The 18,760-nt window shown below is 61.3% G+C and carries 17 protein-coding genes; 12 read left to right on the top strand and 5 right to left on the bottom strand.

The features are described 5' to 3' along the window. Positions 1–40 precede the first annotated feature (40 nt). The 10 genes from J2J98_RS13135 (at position 41) to J2J98_RS13090 (ending at position 11,234) form a co-directional block, all read left to right on the top strand. Positions 41–760 carry a heme-copper oxidase subunit III family protein gene (locus tag J2J98_RS13135; protein ID WP_064705389.1) on the top strand — a complete coding sequence of 240 codons (720 nt, stop codon included), beginning with the start codon at positions 41–43 and terminating at the stop codon, positions 758–760. Positions 761–767: 7 nt separating this feature from the next. Continuing rightward, on the top strand, positions 768–1,133 hold the full coding sequence (locus tag J2J98_RS13130) for a cytochrome C oxidase subunit IV family protein (RefSeq protein WP_064705388.1): 366 nt from the start codon (positions 768–770) through the stop codon (positions 1,131–1,133). 120 nt (positions 1,134–1,253) lie between these two features. Next, positions 1,254–1,835 (top strand): dienelactone hydrolase family protein, encoded by a 582-nt coding sequence (locus J2J98_RS13125; protein ID WP_064705387.1) that lies wholly within the window; start codon positions 1,254–1,256, stop codon positions 1,833–1,835. A gap of 144 nt (positions 1,836–1,979) precedes the next feature. Beyond that, positions 1,980–2,987, top strand: coding sequence for a helix-turn-helix domain-containing protein (locus tag J2J98_RS13120; RefSeq protein WP_207601264.1), 1,008 nt, complete (start codon positions 1,980–1,982; stop codon positions 2,985–2,987). Positions 2,988–3,235: 248 nt separating this feature from the next. Further along, entirely contained in the window at positions 3,236–4,429 is a 1,194-nt protein-coding gene (locus J2J98_RS13115) for an efflux RND transporter periplasmic adaptor subunit (RefSeq protein ID WP_246569367.1), read from the top strand. An 82-nt stretch (positions 4,430–4,511) separates the two neighbouring features. After that, positions 4,512–5,216 carry an ABC transporter ATP-binding protein gene (locus tag J2J98_RS13110; RefSeq protein WP_138393326.1) on the top strand — a complete coding sequence of 235 codons (705 nt, stop codon included), beginning with the start codon at positions 4,512–4,514 and terminating at the stop codon, positions 5,214–5,216. Next, positions 5,213–6,349 carry an ABC transporter permease gene (locus J2J98_RS13105; protein ID WP_207601263.1) on the top strand — a complete coding sequence of 379 codons (1,137 nt, stop codon included), beginning with the start codon at positions 5,213–5,215 and terminating at the stop codon, positions 6,347–6,349. Before J2J98_RS13110 ends, J2J98_RS13105 begins: the two co-directional genes overlap by 4 nt. A 4-nt stretch (positions 6,350–6,353) precedes the next feature. Then, positions 6,354–7,580, top strand: a complete 1,227-nt coding sequence (locus tag J2J98_RS13100; protein ID WP_207601262.1) for an ABC transporter permease — start codon at positions 6,354–6,356, stop codon at positions 7,578–7,580. 382 nt (positions 7,581–7,962) lie between these two features. Beyond that, a complete protein-coding gene (locus J2J98_RS13095) occupies positions 7,963–9,450 on the top strand; it encodes a right-handed parallel beta-helix repeat-containing protein (protein WP_207601261.1) in 1,488 nt (495 codons plus the stop codon). A 314-nt stretch (positions 9,451–9,764) separates the two neighbouring features. Further along, positions 9,765–11,234: a right-handed parallel beta-helix repeat-containing protein gene (locus tag J2J98_RS13090; protein ID WP_207601260.1), complete on the top strand. Its 1,470-nt coding sequence runs from the start codon at positions 9,765–9,767 to the stop codon at positions 11,232–11,234. 51 nt (positions 11,235–11,285) lie between these two features. On the opposite strand, the gene J2J98_RS13085 is transcribed toward J2J98_RS13090, so the two are convergent. Beyond that, positions 11,286–11,567, bottom strand: a complete 282-nt coding sequence (locus J2J98_RS13085; RefSeq protein ID WP_138393331.1) for a nodulation protein — start codon at positions 11,565–11,567, stop codon at positions 11,286–11,288. Positions 11,568–11,813: 246 nt separating this feature from the next. Next, positions 11,814–13,715 carry a potassium transporter Kup gene (locus J2J98_RS13080; protein ID WP_207601259.1) on the bottom strand — a complete coding sequence of 634 codons (1,902 nt, stop codon included), beginning with the start codon at positions 13,713–13,715 and terminating at the stop codon, positions 11,814–11,816. 214 nt (positions 13,716–13,929) lie between these two features. Here J2J98_RS13080 and J2J98_RS13075 point away from each other — a divergent pair, with 214 nt between their 5' ends. Both J2J98_RS13075 and J2J98_RS13070 read left to right on the top strand, forming a co-directional pair. Then, positions 13,930–15,513: a Na+/H+ antiporter gene (locus J2J98_RS13075; protein WP_207603127.1), complete on the top strand. Its 1,584-nt coding sequence runs from the start codon at positions 13,930–13,932 to the stop codon at positions 15,511–15,513. A 417-nt stretch (positions 15,514–15,930) separates the two neighbouring features. Then, positions 15,931–16,353, top strand: a complete 423-nt coding sequence (locus tag J2J98_RS13070; protein WP_207601258.1) for a TIGR02594 family protein — start codon at positions 15,931–15,933, stop codon at positions 16,351–16,353. Between the two features lie 42 nt (positions 16,354–16,395). Here J2J98_RS13070 and J2J98_RS13065 read toward each other — a convergent pair whose 3' ends face one another. The 3 genes from J2J98_RS13065 to J2J98_RS13055 form a co-directional block, all read right to left on the bottom strand. Further along, the gene (locus J2J98_RS13065) at positions 16,396–16,884 is read right to left on the bottom strand and encodes a hypothetical protein (protein ID WP_171049159.1); all 489 of its coding nucleotides are present in this window, start codon (positions 16,882–16,884) and stop codon (positions 16,396–16,398) included. Between the two features lie 65 nt (positions 16,885–16,949). Next, on the bottom strand, positions 16,950–17,192 hold the full coding sequence (locus tag J2J98_RS13060) for a hypothetical protein (protein ID WP_207601257.1): 243 nt from the start codon (positions 17,190–17,192) through the stop codon (positions 16,950–16,952). A gap of 135 nt (positions 17,193–17,327) precedes the next feature. Then, positions 17,328–18,731: a pyridoxal phosphate-dependent decarboxylase family protein gene (locus J2J98_RS13055; protein ID WP_207601256.1), complete on the bottom strand. Its 1,404-nt coding sequence runs from the start codon at positions 18,729–18,731 to the stop codon at positions 17,328–17,330. Positions 18,732–18,760 lie beyond the last annotated feature (29 nt).

Genomic DNA, 18,760 nt, shown 5'->3' with positions numbered 1-18,760 from the left:
AAGAACAATGAGATAGGGCCTGAACCGAGGAGGTTTGGACATGACACGGATTATCCAGACACATGGCGAGCCCGGCCTCAGGTCGGCGGGCCTGCGCGGTGTCGCGGCCGATTTCGCTTCGGATCAACGCGCCTTCAAGACCGCCTCCTGGGGCAAGGCGATGATGTGGATCTTTCTCTTGAGCGACACCTTCGTCTTCGGCTGTTTCCTGATTGCCTACATGACCGCCCGCATGTCGACGCCGGTCGCGTGGCCCAATCCGAGCGAGGTCTTCGCGCTCCATATCGGCGGCCAGGACGTTCCGCTGATCCTGATCGCGATCATGACCTTCGTGTTGATCTCGAGCAGCGGCACCATGGCCATGGCGGTCAATTTCGGCTATCGCCGCGACCGCGGGAAGACGGCGGCGCTGATGCTGCTGACAGCGCTTCTCGGGGCAACCTTCGTCGGCATGCAGGCTTTCGAATGGACGAAGCTGATCACCGAAGGCGTGCGCCCCTGGGAGAACCCATGGGGGGCGGCGCAATTCGGATCGACCTTCTTCATGATAACGGGCTTTCACGGCACCCATGTCACGATCGGTGTCATCTTCCTCTTCATCGTCGCCCGCAAGGTCTGGCGCGGCGATTTCGACGAGGAACGGCGCGGCTTCTTCACCAGCCGGCGAGGGCAGTACGAGGCTGTCGAGATCATGGGCCTCTACTGGCATTTCGTCGATCTGGTCTGGGTCTTCATCTTCGCGTTTTTCTATCTGTGGTGAGGTCGTCATGAGCGAGACAACGGCACACGCCCAAACCCAAACGGTGCATGCACAGGCACACACCGGGCAGCAGCACCCGATCCGGCTCTATCTCTTCGTCTGGGGCCTGCTCTTCGTGCTCAGCGCCTTTTCCTACATGGTCGATTATCTCGGCCTTCAAGGTTATGTCAGGTGGACGCTGATCCTCGTGTTCATGATGCTGAAGGCCGGCCTGATCGTCGCCGTCTTCATGCATATGGCCTGGGAGCGGCTGGCGCTCGTCTACGCCATCCTGCTGCCGCCGGTGCTGGTGCTGGTCTTCGTGGCACTGATGGTGTCGGAAGCGGATTATACGATCTTCACCCGGCTCGCCTTTTTCGGGGCTACGCCCTGAGCGGCGCTATTCGCCCAGGCGAACTCTCACCTCCCACCACCCCTGCACGGGAAAGCGGGCAACTGCCTTCCGATTTTGGGGCCGATGCGGTAGCTTCCAATCGTCGGGAGGAGGCTTGATATGGCTGAAGTCGTGTTATTCCATCATGCACAGGGGTTGACCTCTGGCGTGCATGCCTTCGCTGACGAGATCAGGGCAGCCGGCCACATCGTGCACACTCCCGACCTATTCAACGGACGCACCTTCGAGAGCATCGAGGAGGGGCTCGCCCATGTCGGCGAGATCGGATTCGAATCTGTGAGGGAACGCGGCGTTCGGATCGCTGGCGAACTGCCTCCCGAACTGGTCTATGCCGGCTTTTCATTCGGCGTGCTGCCAGCGCAGAAGTTGGCGCAAACACGGCCTGGAGCTCGCGGGGCTCTGCTTTTCCATTCCTGTCTGCCGATCAGCGGCGAGTGGGCCTTCGGACCTTGGCCGGACGGCGTCCCGGTCCAGATCCACGGCATGGACAAGGACCCGATCTTCGTCGGCGAGGGCGATATTGATGCCGCCCGCGAGATCGTGGCGAAGGTCGCTGACGCGGAGCTCTTTCTCTATCCCGGCGACCAGCATTACTTCGCCGACAGCTCGCTTCCGTCATATGACGCTGATGCAACCGCGCTCCTCACTGCCCGCGTGCTTGCGTTTCTGGGGCGCGTCTGATTTCGGCGTTCATGGCTTGCTCTTACCCAGCGGCCGACAATCCAAAAAATGTCCGGTAAACGCGTCCTAAAACATAATGAAGGTCGCGCTCAAAGGCGGACTCGGCGATGATAGCGCCGTTTGCCATTCCGATCTTAGAACCCCATGATCTTCATTCCTCTTCCCTTCGTCGCTGCGCTCCTGCTGCTCATCCTGTTCGTTGTGGTCCTCAGGCGCGACGAGGAGGCGGCGCCGAACCTGCCTTTTCTGGCGCTGATTCTGCTTTCGGCGCTGCAATCCGTGCTTTCCGGCCTGCGTTGGGGTTATGGCGTGCAAGCGGTGGGGCTGGTTGCGCCCGTGACGGCGGCGATGGTGCCGCCCCTTGCCTATGCCGGGGTTTCCAGACTGGTGAGGACGAGCCGGCGGCCGCTTGCGGCGCGGATCGGGCTGCATGCCTTGCCCGTTATCCTCATCCTGCTGCTGGTAGCCTTCTGGCGGGATGCGATCGACATGGCGCTGGTGCTCGTCTTCATCGGTTATGCGCTGGCGATCCTGCTTTTGATGCGGCCGGGCGCGGATGCGCTGCGGCTCGCCCCCTTCGAAGGCGCCGTGCCGGCCTATCGGGCCATCATCTTCGCGGCCGCCGCACTGTGTCTCTTGGCCGCCGTCGATATCTTTGTCTTTCTCGATTTGACCTCGGCACATGGCGAGCGGGCGCTGGCGCTGATCAGCGTGGGAAACCTCGCCGCCCTCGTTATCCTCGGCATTGCGGCGGCGGCTGCCAGCCGCAGCCGGGCGCCGGCGGAGATGGCGGAGGCAGCGCCGAGGCCAGAATCCAGCGAGGATAAGGAAACGATTGCGGCAGTCGACGCGCTGATGGAGGCGAAGAAGCTCTACCGCGACGCCAATCTCAACCTCGACCGGCTCGCCCGCAAGGCAGGCATCCCCGCCCGCCAGATCTCGGCAGCAATCAACCGGGCGATGGATAAGAACGTCTCGCAATATGTCAATGACTACAGGATCGGCGAGGCCTGCCGCCTGCTGTCCGCTACCGAAAAATCGGTGACCGAGGTGATGTTCGAGGTCGGCTTCCAGACGAAATCGAATTTCAATCGCGAGTTCAGGCGGGTGACCGATATGACGCCGGTGGCTTGGCGACAGAGGAGGGGATGAGGGCTTGGCCGCCCGTCTCCCTCGTGGCCCCGGCCCTTGGCGTGTCCACATCGGGATGAGAACTGATCGCGGTGTGCCATGTCGCATAAACGTTGACGCGCGCCCGCCTTCCGGTGAACCAAGCGCCGCGCTCTTTCTCCGCACTCATCCATCCACATAGCGCGACCACCACGTACACAATCGCGATCGAGGACCGCCTGAATCATGTTCGAGGTCGCGGTTTTACCGCCGGCGGCCATTCTGTCGGCATGAACACGACATCGGAACATGAACGACACCTTGCCGCCAGCCTCAGATCGCTTTCGATCGAGCCCGCGGCCTTCGAGACGCAGCCGCCGGAACGCCGAGCCCGGCGGCTGCGAGTGTCGACGATGCTGGTCCTTGCGGGGGCGGTGTCGCTGACGGCGGTTCTTCTTTATCGGCCGGATGCGCTGGAGCGGATCGAGGCGACGCTTGCAAGGCTTATGGACGGCGACGCAGCGTTATCGGCCGGTGGAGCGGCGCTGCCAGTCATGGCTTTGCCTGAGGATACGGCGGTCGACAAAGCCACGCCTAATCAGGACACCGTCGCACCGACCAGGGGTGCGACCGCGCCGAGCCGCGAGATCAGCGGCTCCGGTTATGTCGTGGCGCCCGACATCGCCACCGTCTTTTCCAAGTATGAGGGGCGGATCGTCGCCGTCGAGGTAGAGGCGGGCGATCGGGTCGTGGCCGGCCAGTTGCTCGTGCGGCTCGATGATGCGGGCGCAGGCTTTGCGCTTCGTGGCGCTTACATAGCAAGACGGGTGGCGGAGCTGACGTTGGAGGCGAGGAATATTGCGCTCGTTCAGGCGCGGTCTTCGCTGGATCGTGCAGAGCGGTTGGCTGAGCATGATGCCATGTCGGCCGAGGCGATGGAGGCGGCGCGTACTGCCTTCGAAATAGCCGGCAATGCCGCGGCACAGGCGAGACAGGATCTCGAAAAGGCGAAGCTCGATATCGATAGGGCGCGCGAGCAGATGGAGGCGCTGGCCGTGCGGGCGCCAATTTCTGGCACAGTGACGCGGCTCGATGCCCATGCCGGCGACACGGTACTGTCACGCGAGGATAGCGTGCGGGAGAACGAAAGCCTGCTCGCCATCACCGATATGACCAGCCTGGCGATCGATGCCGATGTCGCCGAGGCCAACATGGCGCTGCTGCGGCCGGGTCTCCAAGGCGAGGCGGTGCTCGACGGCTTCCCCGATGAGCCCTTCGCGGTCGAAGTGGCGAAAGTTGCGCCGGTCATTTCCAAGGAGAAGGGCACGGTGACGTTGCGCCTATCGCCCTCTTCGCCGTTGCCGGCCATGCGGCCTGCAATGGCCGTGCGCATCCGGCTGGTGGTTGGCGGGGAGCCAGCGGGTACCCATCAGACGGCCCCGTCCTATCAAGGCCCCGGCCGCTGGCCTGCGCATCTCAGGTGAGGGCCGATCGGTGTGCTGCGAGCTGATCGGTTCCTGTGGGAACCGTCAAACCCATGACCAGTAACCGCAAAGGAACAGAAGCATGACAGACATCACAGAAGCCTATATCGCCCTAGCGGGCGTCAGGAAGTCCTTCAGGATCGGAGCGGAGACGATACCGATTTTTTCCGGACTCGATCTTTCCATTCCTCGCGGCGATTTCGTCGCTGTCATGGGGCCTTCTGGTTCCGGGAAGTCGACATTGCTCAATATGCTCGGTGGTATCGACAGTCCCGATTCCGGCGAAATCAGGGTCGGCCGCAGCCATCTCGAGCAGATGGGCGAAGGGGCAAGAGCGGTCTGGCGGGCACATGCCATGGGCATCGTCTTCCAGTTCTACAATCTGCTGCCGATGCTGAATGCGGCGGAGAACATCGAGCTGCCGCTGCTATTGAAGCCGCTCGGCCGCAAAGAGCGGCGGGCCCGCGTCGACACGGTCATGGATCTCGTCGGGCTCGCGGGCCGCCAGCGGCAGTTTCCGTCGAGCATGTCCGGCGGGCAGCGACAGCGCGTCGGCATTGCGCGCGCCATCGTCACCGATCCCGATCTCATTCTCTGCGACGAGCCGACCGGCGATCTCGATCGCAAATCAGCCGATGATATCCTGGAGATGCTGAGCTTTCTCAATTGCGAGCTTCAGAAGACCATCATCATGGTCACGCATGATCCAGAGGCCGCTTGCTTTGCCCGGCGCACGCTGCGTCTCAACAAGGGCGAATTCGTCAGCGAGGAAAGGGCGGGCCGATGACCTTCTTCCAGCTCATGCGGCGCAATGTCTGGCGCAAGCGGCTGCGCGCCATTTTGCTGATGTTTTCAGTCGGCATCGCCTTCCTGATCTACGGGCTTACGGCGAGCTTCGTCAGCGGCAGCCTAGGGGCGGCGGGCGCCAGCGACAATCTGCTCGGCGTCTTCAACAAGTCCAGCCGCGGGCTGCCGCTGCCACTGGCATACCTCAACCGAATTGCGGCCGAGGGCGATGTCGCGGCAGTCGCCTATACCGCGAGGATGCGGGGTTTCGTCGAGGTGGAAAAGAACGTGGTTGCCGTCAGCGCCGTCGATCCACAGGCGATCGCCGCGGCCAATGGCGACGAGTTGAGACTGACGCCGGAGCTGATCGCGGCAATGGAAGAGGCGGGCGATCGGGTGCTGGTCGGCAGGGCTCTAGCAGAAGCTGAGGGCTGGTCGATCGGCCAGCGCATCGGATTTACCGGGCAGCTTAGGGCTGACGGCAGCCGGAATTGGAGCTTCACGATCGCGGGCATTTTTGAGGGCGCACATGCCAGCACGGACACCTATTTCATGCTCGCCCGCTACGACGCCATCAATGCCGCCCGGGCGCGCAACAAGGATACGGTCGACTCCTTCGTGGTACGTCCGCGCCCGGGCGTATCGCCAAGTGTGCTGGCGGCGCGGATCGATGCTCTATTCGCGAATTCGGCGGCGCAGACGAGGACGCAGTCGGAAAAGCAGTTTCTTGAAGCGTTTCTCCGGCAATTCGCTGACATCGGCCTGATCGTGAGCCTCGTCGTGGGGGCGGCCTTCGTCACTATCCTGATGATCGCGGTCAACACTATGCTCTTTGCGGTGAGGGAGCGGCGTTTCGAGATCGGCGTGTTGAAGGTGCTCGGCTTTTCCAGTCCGTGGATTCTCGGGCTCATTCTTGGTGAGACGTTGTTTATCTTTCTTGTCGGCGGCGCCGGCGGACTTGTTCTCGCCAAGCTTGCGACGCTTTCCATCGGCCCGGAGTTCGGCCTCGTCTTCTGCACGGCCGTGCTCGCGAAATCTCTCACCATCGTGGCGGGGCTCGGCCTGCTGACCGGCCTGCTGCCTGCGGTGACCGCCGTGCGCTTGCCCATCATCAACGCCTTCAGGACGAGATAATCCAATGTCGTCAATGCTCAAGCAGACTTTTCTCATGATTAGAGTCAACCTTGAGAGCCTGCCGCGGCGGCTGTGGATCTCGCTGTCGATGGTGCTGTCGGTCGCCCTTGTCGTGGCGGTGCTCTCAGGTTTCCTGGCGATGGCGCGCGGTTTCGAGGCCGCGCTGGCGGGCGCCGGCTCGCCTGATATCGCCGTGATTCTCGGCGGCGGCACGAACCAGGAGACCGGTTCGGAGGTGCCGGCCGAGGCAATCCGCAGCCTTGTGGCCGTGAGCGGTGATACGGGCGTTGCCCGCGACGGAGCGGGTTGGCCAGTATTGTCACGCGAGACCGTCGTTCCCGTCGATATCAGACAAGGCGAAGGCGTCGAGCAGACGCTGTCGCTCAGGGGGATGGATCCGGCCGGCCCCAGTCTGCGCAAAGACACGCGGCTTGTGCGAGGCCAGATGTTTTCGCAGGGCGCGCGCGAGATCGTCGTCGGCGCCCGCACAGCCGATACCTTTCCCGGCTTCGCAGTCGGCGACACGATCCGCTTCGGCGCGCTCGACTGGAGGATCGTCGGGCATTTCAGTTCAGGCGGCAGCGCCTTTGAATCCGAGATCTGGGCGGATCTGGAGGCGGTGCAGGCGGCCTTCGACCGGCAGGGGCAGGTACAGAGCCTTCGTATGCGGCTCGATGGCGGAGGCGATCCCGCAAGAGCGCTGGCGACGTTGCGTGATCGTCTGTCGGCCTTGCCCGGCACACCGCTCGTCGCCGTCTCCGAGACTGATCTCTACGCCGGCCAGGCCGAGCGGACTGAAAGCCTGATCCGCCTGTTCGGCTGGCCGGTCGCGCTGCTGATGGCGGTCGGTGCGGCGGCGGGCGCATTGAATACGATGATGAGTTCGGTTTCCGAACGCAGCATCGAGATTGCGACGCTACGCCTCCTCGGCTTTGCCCGCCTGCCGGCCTTCACCGCCACCTGGGTGGAGGCGGTGCTCCTGTCGGTGGCCGGCGCCGGCCTCGGCGTCTTAGCCTCCAGGCTCGTTTTCGACGGTTGGCAGGCAAGCACGATGGGCGCCAACAACACCAGGATTGCCTTTCAGCTCGACGTCACTCCCGACGTAGTCTTCACCGCCGGCCTGCTGGGCCTTGCCATTGGCATCCTCGGCGGCGCGCTGCCTGCGATTGTCGCCGCGCGGCTGCCGCTGACTTCGGCGTTACAGGCGAGGGGAGAAGTGGCGCAGAGATGATCACCCATCCCCGTGGTGCAAGACGGCCTAGCGGGCCTTCTCACCATGGCGGCCGATCGGCATGCGTGTCGCTGTGGCCCGGGGATAAGCGAGCAGAATCAGGAGCTGTGCAGCCTGGACGCGAGGTACTTCCCGCCCGTGGTTCCTCGATTTATTCGCCTATGGGTCGTTGTTTTCCCGTTTTGAGTTGCGGCTTTTCGGCGCCTCATCGGACCCGGCGCCAATGCTTGTGGAATAAGGCTCGCTAACAGGTCCGCTGCCGCATTGACAACATCTTCTCGCCTTGTTGCCATGGCCGTTTGCCCCCGCCGCAGGCGATCGGCCGATCCTGGTCGATCCCGATGGCGACACAGCGATCCGACGAACAGGGCAACATGGCGATATGACAATCTACTATGTGAACTCAGCAGCTGGTTCCGACCGCAACAGCGGAACGACCCAGAACTCGGCTTTTGCGACTTTGTCCAAAGTGGAATCCTTGACGCTGAAACCAGGGGACAGCGTGCTTCTTGCCAAGGGGAGCGTGTTCAACGAACAGTTCGATATCAAATATTCCGGCAGCGAGAGTGCGCCGATCACGATCGGCAGCTACGGCACCGGCGCCGCACCCGTTATCCATAGCGGCGGTGACGGCATTCATAGTCTCTATGCCTCGAACATCGTGATCGAGAACCTCAAGATATCGAATACCGGCGGCCCTGGTATTTATGCTGGCAACGTCAAGAACTGGACGGTCCGAGACGTCGAGATCGCCAAGACCGGTTTGTCACAAAGCGACGGTGCCGTCACCTTCAGGAGCAGCCAGAACGTCACGATCGAAGACAGCAAGATAACGGGCGTTAACGGCGACGGCTTCTGGATCGAGAAGGTCAACGGCATAAAGCTTCTCAACAACACCGTCACCAGCGCGAACGGCTCGAGGGCCGATGCCGTACAGATGAACGACAGCAGCAATATTCTGATCAAGGGCAATCATCTCGATCAGACCGATGCCGATAGTCCAAAGGGCGTCATAGCACTGGTACGGGCCACGAATGCGGTGATCGAAGATAATGTGCTGACCGGCGGCGGCTTCGGCATCAGCGCGCCTGCGGGCAAGAATATCGCGATCCGCGACAACGACATCTCCGGATATCACGGTTACGACTGGTCCTTCGCCATTGGCCTCGGCGATCAGGGCAATTCGCAGGACTATGATATAGCCGGCAACTACATCCATGACGGCGCGTGGGGAGTGGTCGTCACCGCCTCCAGCGACACCAGCTACAGCCGCACCAATATCAAGGTCCATGACAATGTCTTCGACGACCTCACGCAGGCGGCGCTGAAGGTCGACAGGCCGGCATCCGGCTCCTTTTACGACAATACGATGGAGAGCGGCGTCAAGGCCACCAGTATATCGCCGGCCATCGCCGACGCGCATACTTTTACGGTCAAAAACAACCAGACGGTCGCCAATGTCGATACGATGCTGGCGAGCTCGGTTGCCGAGACTGCAGTAATGACGGAGGCGTCCGCCGATTCGGCCGTTGTCGCTGTGCACGACAATTTGAAGATCTTCACCGATACGGGGGCGGCCCATCGCGGCAACCTCCTCGAAAACGACAGCTCGGAGAACGGCACGCTGGCGCTTCGCCGCTTCGGTGACGAAAGCGTCGGCAAGCACGGCCTGACTTTGACTGGTGACTACGGCGTCATTCACGTGGACCGGGAAGGCAACTACGCCTATACGCTCGATGAAACGAAGCTTCCCGATCACAGCGGACATGTGAGCGAATCCTTCAGTTACGGGATCAATGACGGAACCTCGCATCATAGCGACACGGATACACTGACCGTGTTCGTCCATCTGGATGGCTTGCTGAGCTGAGGGCGAGGGGCGGGCTGATCACCCGCCCTCGTACTTCGGGGTTGCCTCGCCCTGACCCTGCGCGACAGCATGGTGCGTTACCGTTTCATTCACCTTTCGGTCTTTGTTTTATAGATTTTTTTCTCGTAAGTTGTATTCTTCGGGACGTAGCCTCCGCCAGGCGCTTCCCGGGAGCAGGCAGGCCCCATAGGCCCGCCTACCGCCGTAACGGCAATAGAACGCCATCTTGAGCGTGGCCTTCAGCTCTCGACCGCATCCGATTCACTCGTTGCAGCCGGCCAGACGGCTGCGCGACAATGCGAGAACAAGGCGATATGACAGTTTATTATGTGAATTCAGCGACCGGCTCCAACACCAATGCCGGAACCAGTGCAGACGCGCCCTTTGCGTCGTTTTGGGCGGTGGAGAATCTGAAGCTGCAGCCGGGCGACAGCGTGCTGCTCGCCGCCGGCACCGTGTATAACGATCAGCTTGACCTGAAATATTCCGGCACCGTCGCCGCCCCGATCACTATCGGCAGCTACGGCGTCGGCGACGCGCCTGTCATTCACAGCCCCAATGACGGCATTCATAGTCTCTATGCGTCGAACATCGTCATCGAGAATATAAAGATATCAGACACCGGCGGCGCGGCCATCTATGGCGGTTATGTCTCAAATTGGACCGTTCGTAACGTCGAGGTCGATCATACCGGGTTGACGAAATCCGGTTCCATCACCTTCCGCACCGGCTCGAACATCACGATCGAAAACAGCACGATCAACGACGTCAACGGCGACGGCATCTGGATCGAGAAGATCAAGGGCGTCACTCTTCTCAACAACACCGTCACCAATGCCCACGGCACGGCGGCGGATGCCGTACAGTTAAACGACAGCAGCAACATCGTCATCAGCGGCAATTATTTCGATCAGACAGGTGCCGTGACGCCAAAGGGCGTACTGACGCTCGTCCGGCCGGTGGACGCTGTGATCGAGGGGAACACCATCATCGGCGGCGGCTTCGGGATCAGCGCGCAGGCCGGCACGAATATTGCCATCCAGGATAACGATATCTCCGGCTATGGCGGCTACAGCTGGTCTTACGCCATCGGTCTCGGCGACTCGGGCGACACGCGCAACTACGATATATCAGGCAACTATATCCATGACGGCGTCTGGGGCGTGGCGATCAGTTCCGCCGGCACGGCGACCTATGTTCGTGAGGGCATTGATATCTACGGCAACCTCTTCGATGACCTGACCCAGGCAGCCTTGAAGATCGACCGGCCGGCGTCCGGATCCTTCCACGATAATTTCATTGCTAGCGATGTCACGCCATATAGCATCTCCCCCTCGGTCATCGCCGCAGGCACCTTTCCCGTCAGCGACAATACGACCATCGAAGCAGGTCTCACCACGCTTGCAAGCGCCGACAGTCTCGTCGCCACCGATGCAAGCGTCAGCCTCATGTCTGATGCCGGGCTCACATCTCACGACGGTATAAACCTTGCTTCCGACAAGACCGGATCAGATAAGGTCGGCGCCCATCAGAACGACCTTGTCGCGGAAAATGGTATATCGGATGGAACCCTGCTGCTTCGTCACTTCGGGGAGGCGGCTTTCGAAAAGCACGGGCTGACGCCCGGCAATGGCGATCACGGCGTCACGATTGAAGCAGCCGATCTCACCGGCCCCGAAAGCGGCAGCGGAATTTCCTTTCATGAGACCGCGCCTCTGCCGTCGCATCATACGGAATCGGACACGCCGATCTTCTCCATCCATCATGATGGCGTGCTGCACTGAGAAAAGCTCCAGCGTGTCGCCGCTGCCGGAATGCCGTGGCGGCACGGGCGCTCAGCGGTCGCCGAGCAGAATTCTCAAGACGTCGGTTTCGATTTCGGCGCAGATAATCTCATATTCAGCGATGATCGCAGGATCGGCCGATATATCCCTGCGCATGCGGTCGAGGACGGAGCAGGCCTCGCCATAGGTGCCGCATAACTCGTAAAGATGGGACCGGCTCGCTGCGGCGGCTCTGATCGTCGCCCGCGTTGCCGGCAACCTCATCATCAGCCTCGCCAGCCCCTGTTCAGCGGCATGCTTGGCTATATGAGCGATGCGTTCCTCTCTGACCATGCCATCATCCCTCGCTGCCTGTATTCTGCTGTCGAGGGTAGTACGCAGAAATGCCGCGTCTGGTTTCATGCCTGATGCGGGAAAGATTCCAGCTCGACGCGATCGGCTCAGGGAGAAAGGCCGATTGTGATCGTGGCGGACAGAACACCGCCTCCGAGTAGCGCGTGACAAGGACAGGCTGGGATTTCCGAGTAAATCCCGGCAATGATCGACGGCGACGAGCGCCGAAGCGCCGAGCCAGTGGATTTAAATGGCAACCTGTTCGCCAAGCTCGACGACGCGGTTTGATGGCAGGTTGAAATAGTCGGAGGGATCGATCGCAAAGCCTTCCAACCCCATGAATATCCGTTCCTGCCAGCCGGGCAAACCGGTGTTCGGTGTCCTGACGAGGTTGCGGCGACCGAGGTAGAAGGACGTTTTCATGATCTCGAACTTGAAGCCTCCCTCCCGGCAGAGAGCCAGGGCTCTTGTGACATCCGGATCGTCCATGAAGCCGAAGGTAATGTCCAGGCGCACAAACCGCGGCGAGAGCTGGCTGAGTTTGATGCGTCTGCTGTCGGGGACGTAAGGCTCGTCCTCGGTCCAGACGGTCAGGATCACGTTCTGTTCGTGGAGCACATGATTGTGCTTGAGATTGTGGAGCAGAACGCTCGGCGTCCGGTCCGGGACGCTGGTCAGAAAAACCGCGGTTCCCGGAACGGTGACCGGCGAATGGTCCGACTTCCGCTCGATCGACCGGATGAAGGAATCGAGCGGAATTTCGTTGTTGGCGCGCAGTCTCTTCAGGTAGGCCTGCCCGCGGGTCCACGTCCACATCAAAATCATGATCACCAGCGCCAAGGCGACCGGAACCCAGCCGCCGTCATGGATTTTCAACAAATTGGCGGCCAGGAACAAGACTTCGATAAAGAAGAGCGGCAGCAGCAGGGTGACGGCGAGCATGAGAGAGTAGCCCCAGACAGCCCGCAGGAACTGGAAGGACAGCATGGTCGAGATGACCATGGTTCCGGTCACAGAGATGCCGTAGGCAGTGGCCAGCGACTCGGAGTCGCCGAAGGAAAAGATCAGCATCAGTACGCCGACCAGCAGCAGAAGATTGACGCTCGGTACGTAGATTTGGCCGGTGTTGGTCTCCGATGTGAATTTGATCCGCAGCCTTGGCAGGAAGCCGAGATGAACTGCCGAGCGGGCCAAGGAAAACGCGCCGGTGATGACAGCCTGGCTGGCGATGATAGTCGCCATCGTTGCCAGGATGACCACGGGCAGCAGGATCCAATCCGGGTACATCAGAAAGAACGGATTGGTGGCCGTTTCCGGATGGGCGAGAACAAGCGCGCCCTGGCCGAGATAGTTCAGGAGCAATGCCGGAAAGACGAGCACGAACCATGCCGTCTGGATGGGGCGGCGCCCGAAATGCCCGAGATCGGCGTAGAGCGCTTCGGCGCCCGTCACCGTCAGAAAGACGGCGCCGAGCACGATGAGGCCGACGCTGCCGGCATGAGCGAGGAATGAGAGCGCATTGATCGGATTGAGGGCGGCCAGAATCCTCCAGTCGTCGCCGATATGGATCAACCCGCCGACAGCCATGGCAAGAAACCACAAGACCGTTATCGGCCCGAAGAACATAGACACAGCTGCAGTCCCCCTCGACTGCGCAGCAAAGAGAACGATCATGATAGCAGCCGAGGCGAGCGGGACATAATCGGCGAAAGCCGGCGTGACCAGCTTCAGGCCTTCGAGCGCTGACATGACAGAGAGGGCAGGCGTGATCATCGCATCGCCGATGAATAGGGCTGCTCCGATCAAGCCAGCGAAGAACAGCACCGGCACGTTTCGTCCCATCTTCTTCATCAGGAGGGCAAGAAGCGAGAGGGTGCCACCTTCGCCGTCATTGTCCGCCCTGAGCAGGAACAGCACATATTTGAAGGTCACGATGACTGTCAGCGTCCAGACCATCAGCGATATTAGGCCGATCACTTCCGGCCCGTGTACGCCATCGGCAGCAAAGGGCCTGAGCGCCTCGCGAAAGGCATAAAGCGGGCTAGTGCCGATATCGCCATAGACGACGCCGACTGCGCCGACAACCAGTCCGACAAAGCCGCTCCGGCTGGTGCCGTCACCGGTCTTGTCTGCATGTGTTGAAGTCATGTTTCCCCGCTCATGCCGCTTGCCTACAGACAGAAACATATGCCGTATTGGAGAAGGGCAAGTAAATTCGTATCGGTGCAAACTTTTCGTGACGAGGCGAGCATGAATGCCGGGTCGGTATGGCAAGTCGTGAGAAGCTCGGATGAATCGATTTCGGCCGAGAAAATTATGTAGTAGGCATCCGAAATCAGTTTCTAGGCCGGGACCGAGTGAGATGGAACCCACTCAATTGTTCGAACTGGTGGTTGCGATGTTTCTCGCGATCATCGCGTTGCACTACGCTGCCCACAGGCTGGGATTGCCGCCGTCCGTGGCGCTGCTGACCGGCGGCGCTTTGCTGGCCTTCGTGCCGGGGCTGCCGGCGATTACCGTCGATCCCGGGCTGGTGCTTGTCATCTTCCTGCCGCCGCTCCTGATGGACGGCGCCTGGGCCATCGCTCTCGTACGGCTGCGGCGCCATGTGATCGGCATCGCCGCGCTCGCCGTCGGGGCGGTATTCTTCACCTGCGCCGTCGTGGCCATCGTGACCCATCTTCTCTTTCCGTCACTTCCCTGGGCCGCCTGTGCAGCGCTTGGCGCGATCGTTTCGCCGCCTGACGCGGTGTCTGCCCGTGCCGTGCTGGAGCGCGTGAGGCTGCCGCGGCGGCTGCAGATTCTGCTGGAAGGCGAGAGTTTGCTCAACGACGCGAGCGGTCTGGTTCTCTTCCGCTTTGCCGTCGCCGCCGCTGCAACGGGGAGCTTCAGCGCGGCCGAGGTGGCTGGCAATTTCTTTGTGCTGGCGCTGGGCGGAGCGGTCGTCGGCGTCGTTGTCGGAACGGCATGGGTGAAATTCGTGCGGCGCTTGGGCGACGAATATCTCATCATCGCCGCTACCGTGCTGCTCGCCTGGATTTCCTATCTGCTCGGCGAATTGCTGCATGTGTCCGGCGTCATCGCCACTGTCACCACGGGTCTGATCGCTTCCTGGCACCAGCACACCGTCTTTTCGGCCGCAACGCGCATGCGAGGAACGTCGTTCTGGAACGTGATGATCTTCCTGATGGAAGCTTCGGTCTTCACATTGATCGGGCTGTCGTTGCGCGATCTCGTCGAGCGCGGCGGCGGTTTCGTCACGGTGATCGCCACCATGGGGCTGCCGATGCTGGCGATCCTCGTGACGCTCGTGATCGCGCGCTTTGCATGGGTCTTCGCTTCGGATTTCGTCATCCGGCTGTGTGCCGAGTTAGGCTTCAACCGCGTCCAGCCGTTGGGCGCCGGCGGCGCCACCGTCCTTAGCTGGGCGGGCGTGCGCGGTGTGGTGACGCTCGCCCTGGCCCTCAGTCTGCCGGCAGAATTTCCCGGACGCGACTTCATTCTCGCAACGTCATTCACCGTCATTCTTGGAACCGTGCTCGTCCAAGGAACGACCTTGGGGCGGATTATCGCTTGGGCGCGGCTGGTTGAGCCGGAGACGGAAAAAGCGCGTCTCACAATGAGCCAGGCCGAGGCCGCCATGGCGCAGGCGCAGCTTGGGACCGTGCAAAACCTGGCATACGACAGCGAGGGGAACCTCATCCATCCCCAATTGCTGGAGCGATACCAGCGCCGTGCCACAGCGATAGTCGACTACGCCGCGAGAACAGAACATTATATTCCGGTACTCCACGCTCATTTCGATGTCGTTCTCGAGGCGGTTGCAACCGGACGTCGGGAACTCATTCGCCTCCATCGAGCCGGGGATATCGATGACGAGACGCTGCAGGAACTGGAACGGGATCTCGATCTCGAGGAATTGAGCGCGATTTCAGCCAAAGCCTGAATTTGCGTCCGGTCGGAACGAAGGCAGCCGATCAGTAATACTTTACGAGCAAGTCGAAGTATTCGATGCGGTCCCTGTAAATATAAATCGCGTCGAAACTAATGCCCTAAGCTCTGCGTCCTTGTGAAGTGTCGGCGGTCGTTCCGCTGAGGTGTCCTTATGGCGCTGGCGTCTCGTCGCTTCCGAAGCCAAACGCTTCATTTCCCGGCTTCACCAACCGAGTGTCTGGAGGTTGTTACATTGTCCGTTTTCAGGGCGGTGTTGCTGGCCAAGTTGGGTTTCGTTTCTGTAAATTCTGAAAAAAACGCGGATAAATTGCTTCTAATTGCCGCCACGATTCAAATATACGTTCCGTCCGCGATTTTTTCTTCGCCACATTTCGGATGTTCCAAATTATCCAAACAATGGTGAGAAACAATGAAAATTATTCTCGTCATAGCCCTCACGGTTTTTGCCGTACCGTGTGAGGCCGACATGCTCGTGACGGCTTCAAAATACAATCGCATGCACGAACGTTCCATTTCCTTTCTCAGCATCAATCCCCGCCGAACGTCATGGTGCGGAGCCTTCCTCGCCTTCGTCGCCAAACGATCGTCGCGCCAGCCACCAGCCAATCCCAATATGGCAGTTTCCTGGAAGAGGTTCGGCAAGCCGGTCTTCTTCCGCTCGGCGAGGCGGGGAGATGTCGTTGTTATCCGAAGCGGCAGGCGGTTCCATGTCAGCCTGTTCGATCATTTCGATCAGCGACGCCAATACGTCTATCTCTTCGGCGGCAACCAATCCAACCGGGTGCAACTGTCACGCTACCGAGCCAGCTCGGTCGTTGCCGTTCGACGATGAAGCCCGGTTGCCTTCTGATGCATCCGAATTGCTGATCGACCGTCAATCGACGGCGTCCAGCTCGCACAGCACGCCGTCGACGGGGATGACGGCCAGCCTTTCGCGTTTGATATCGAACCTCCAGGCTTTGACCAGCTTCTCCGATCGATAGGAGCCGTCCGGCTGTTCCGCCATTCTGCCGAGCGCGAAGACGGAGGCATCGGGAAACCGGCTGGATGAGCAATAGGCCGGCTGCAGAAGTTCGTGGCGCGGGCTCGGCTTAGTGATCGTTACCTGGTCGACCATGGTCCAGACGGGGAGGTTTCCATTCATACCGGTCTGGCGTTGAAGTACGAGCGACAGCTTTGCGCCGCATTTGAGCTCGGCTGCCGCATAGGGCGGGCCTCCGGCCTGTCCCGGCAAGACGATCCCGCCGACTTCCACGCAGTCTTTCGCAGGAGGAAGCGTCGATTTTCCACGCGCCTCACTGGTATGGCCGGCGGCCGGGATCAGGGTGAGAAGAGCGACAATCGCGGGGAGATATCGAGACATGGGAAAAGCCATCATTTTTGTTCAACCGCCTTATCGCTGCGAAACAGGCCGCCTCTATGCAAGCGCTAGACACGGAGCGCGATGAGCGTGACACAGGTGAGGGATACCAGGCCGGCAATCCACATCACGTCCACGGCATCCTCGCACTGCACGCCATAGGGACAGCCGCGGTCGGCGTAGTCTGCCCACGCCATCAAAGCGCCGATCCCGGAGAGGAAAAAAGCCGGCATTGTGCAGGCCAGACCGATCACCATCAGGAAGATGGCTGCCGTTCCCGGAACGGCGTGTGATCGCCGTGACCTATTCATATCCGTTTCTCGTCTCGGTTATCGGTCGTTCCGATCGGGAGTGACTCGGAGCGACACGTCTCCTCCTCAATCCAGAAGAGAGGACCGTAATGCTGCTCGGGGAAGTGTCAATAGTGGAGCTGCGAGCGAATAAGGTCAGCCGCGGCTGACGCTCCGGAAGGCCGCGACAATGCTCTCCGCCGCCAACCTTGCCTCGTCCGCGGTGGTCTGGAAATTGATGACGGAGAGGCGCAGGACGTCGCGGCCGCGCCATCTGGCGCCGCCGGCGAAGAGGGTGGCCTCCTCGCGGATCTTTTCAATAGTCTTGCGGGTGATCGCGTCGCTTTCGTCGTCCGGGCGGTCAGTGGCGAAGCGGAGGATGAGCTGGTTCAGTGTGACTTCGTTCACGATGGTGATGCCGGATTCGCGCTGGAGATGCTCGGCCAGCAACCGGGCAGAGGCGCAGCATTGGTCGATGAGGGCGGCTATGCCGTCGCGGCCGAGATGCTTCAGCATCGCCCAGGTGGCGAAGCCGCGGGCGCGCCTGGAAAGCTCCGGCACGTAATGAGAGGGGTCGCGCTCGCCCTCTGATGCAAGCGGAAGGTAGCTCGCGGCAATCGTCATGGCACGGCGGTGGGCAAGCTCGTCGCGCACGATCGCATAGCCGCAGTCATAAGGCGTCTGCAGCCATTTGTGGCCGTCGGTCGCCCAGCTGTCGGCGGACTCGACGCCGCGGCTGAGATGGCTGAATTTCTCCGATGCCTGCGCCCAGAGGCCGAAGGCGCCGTCGATATGTACCCAAGCGCCTTTTTCTCGAAGCGCCGGGATCAAGCTCATAAAATCGTCGAAGCCGCCGGTATTGATCTGCCCGGCCTGGAGGATGGCGATGCAGGGGCCGACGACCGGGTCAAGCGCGCCGGTGAACGCGGCCGTGTCGATCCGGCCCATGGGGTCCGTCGGCAGGCGCAGCACGCGGTCGTGGCCGAGCCCAAGGAACTGAAGCGCGGAGAAGACGGTCGTGTGGGCGTCGTCTCCGATCAGCACGGTGATTTCGGGCGCGCCGAAAAGGCCCTTGGCGTCCGCATCCCAGCCGGCCTTGCGCAGCACTTCGCCTCGGGCGGCGGCAAGACAGGTGAAATTGGCGACCGTCGCTCCTGTGACGAAGCCGACAGAGCTTTCGGCCGGCAGCTTCAATATATCGAGAAGCCATCGCGCCGAGACGGTTTCGACGGCGGCTGCGGCTGGGGCGGCGGTGTGGTTGCCGGCATTCTGGCCCCAGGCGCTGGTCAGGAAATCGGCCGCGACGCCGACCGGATGAGAGCCGCCGATGACCCAGCCGAAGAAGCGCGGGCCGGTCATGAAGTGCAGGCCGGGCTCGGCGCCTTCGGCAAGCTGTCTGATGACATCGGCCATCTCGGCGCCGGCAGCCGGCAGCGGCTCGTCGAAGGTGGCAAGCGAGGCGGCATAGTCGTGCCGAGGCACATGGCGGGCGGGCGCGCGCTCACGAAACCCCGCCGAAAGCCGGGCTGCTTCCTGAAACAAAGATGCGATTGCCGACATGCGGGTCCCTCTCAGCCGAACGCCCGCCG

The organism is Rhizobium bangladeshense (assembly GCF_017357245.1).
Classification (GTDB): domain Bacteria; phylum Pseudomonadota; class Alphaproteobacteria; order Rhizobiales; family Rhizobiaceae; genus Rhizobium; species Rhizobium bangladeshense.
Note: the sequence above shows the minus strand (reverse complement) of the source record. Positions and strands in the feature narration are given on the sequence as shown.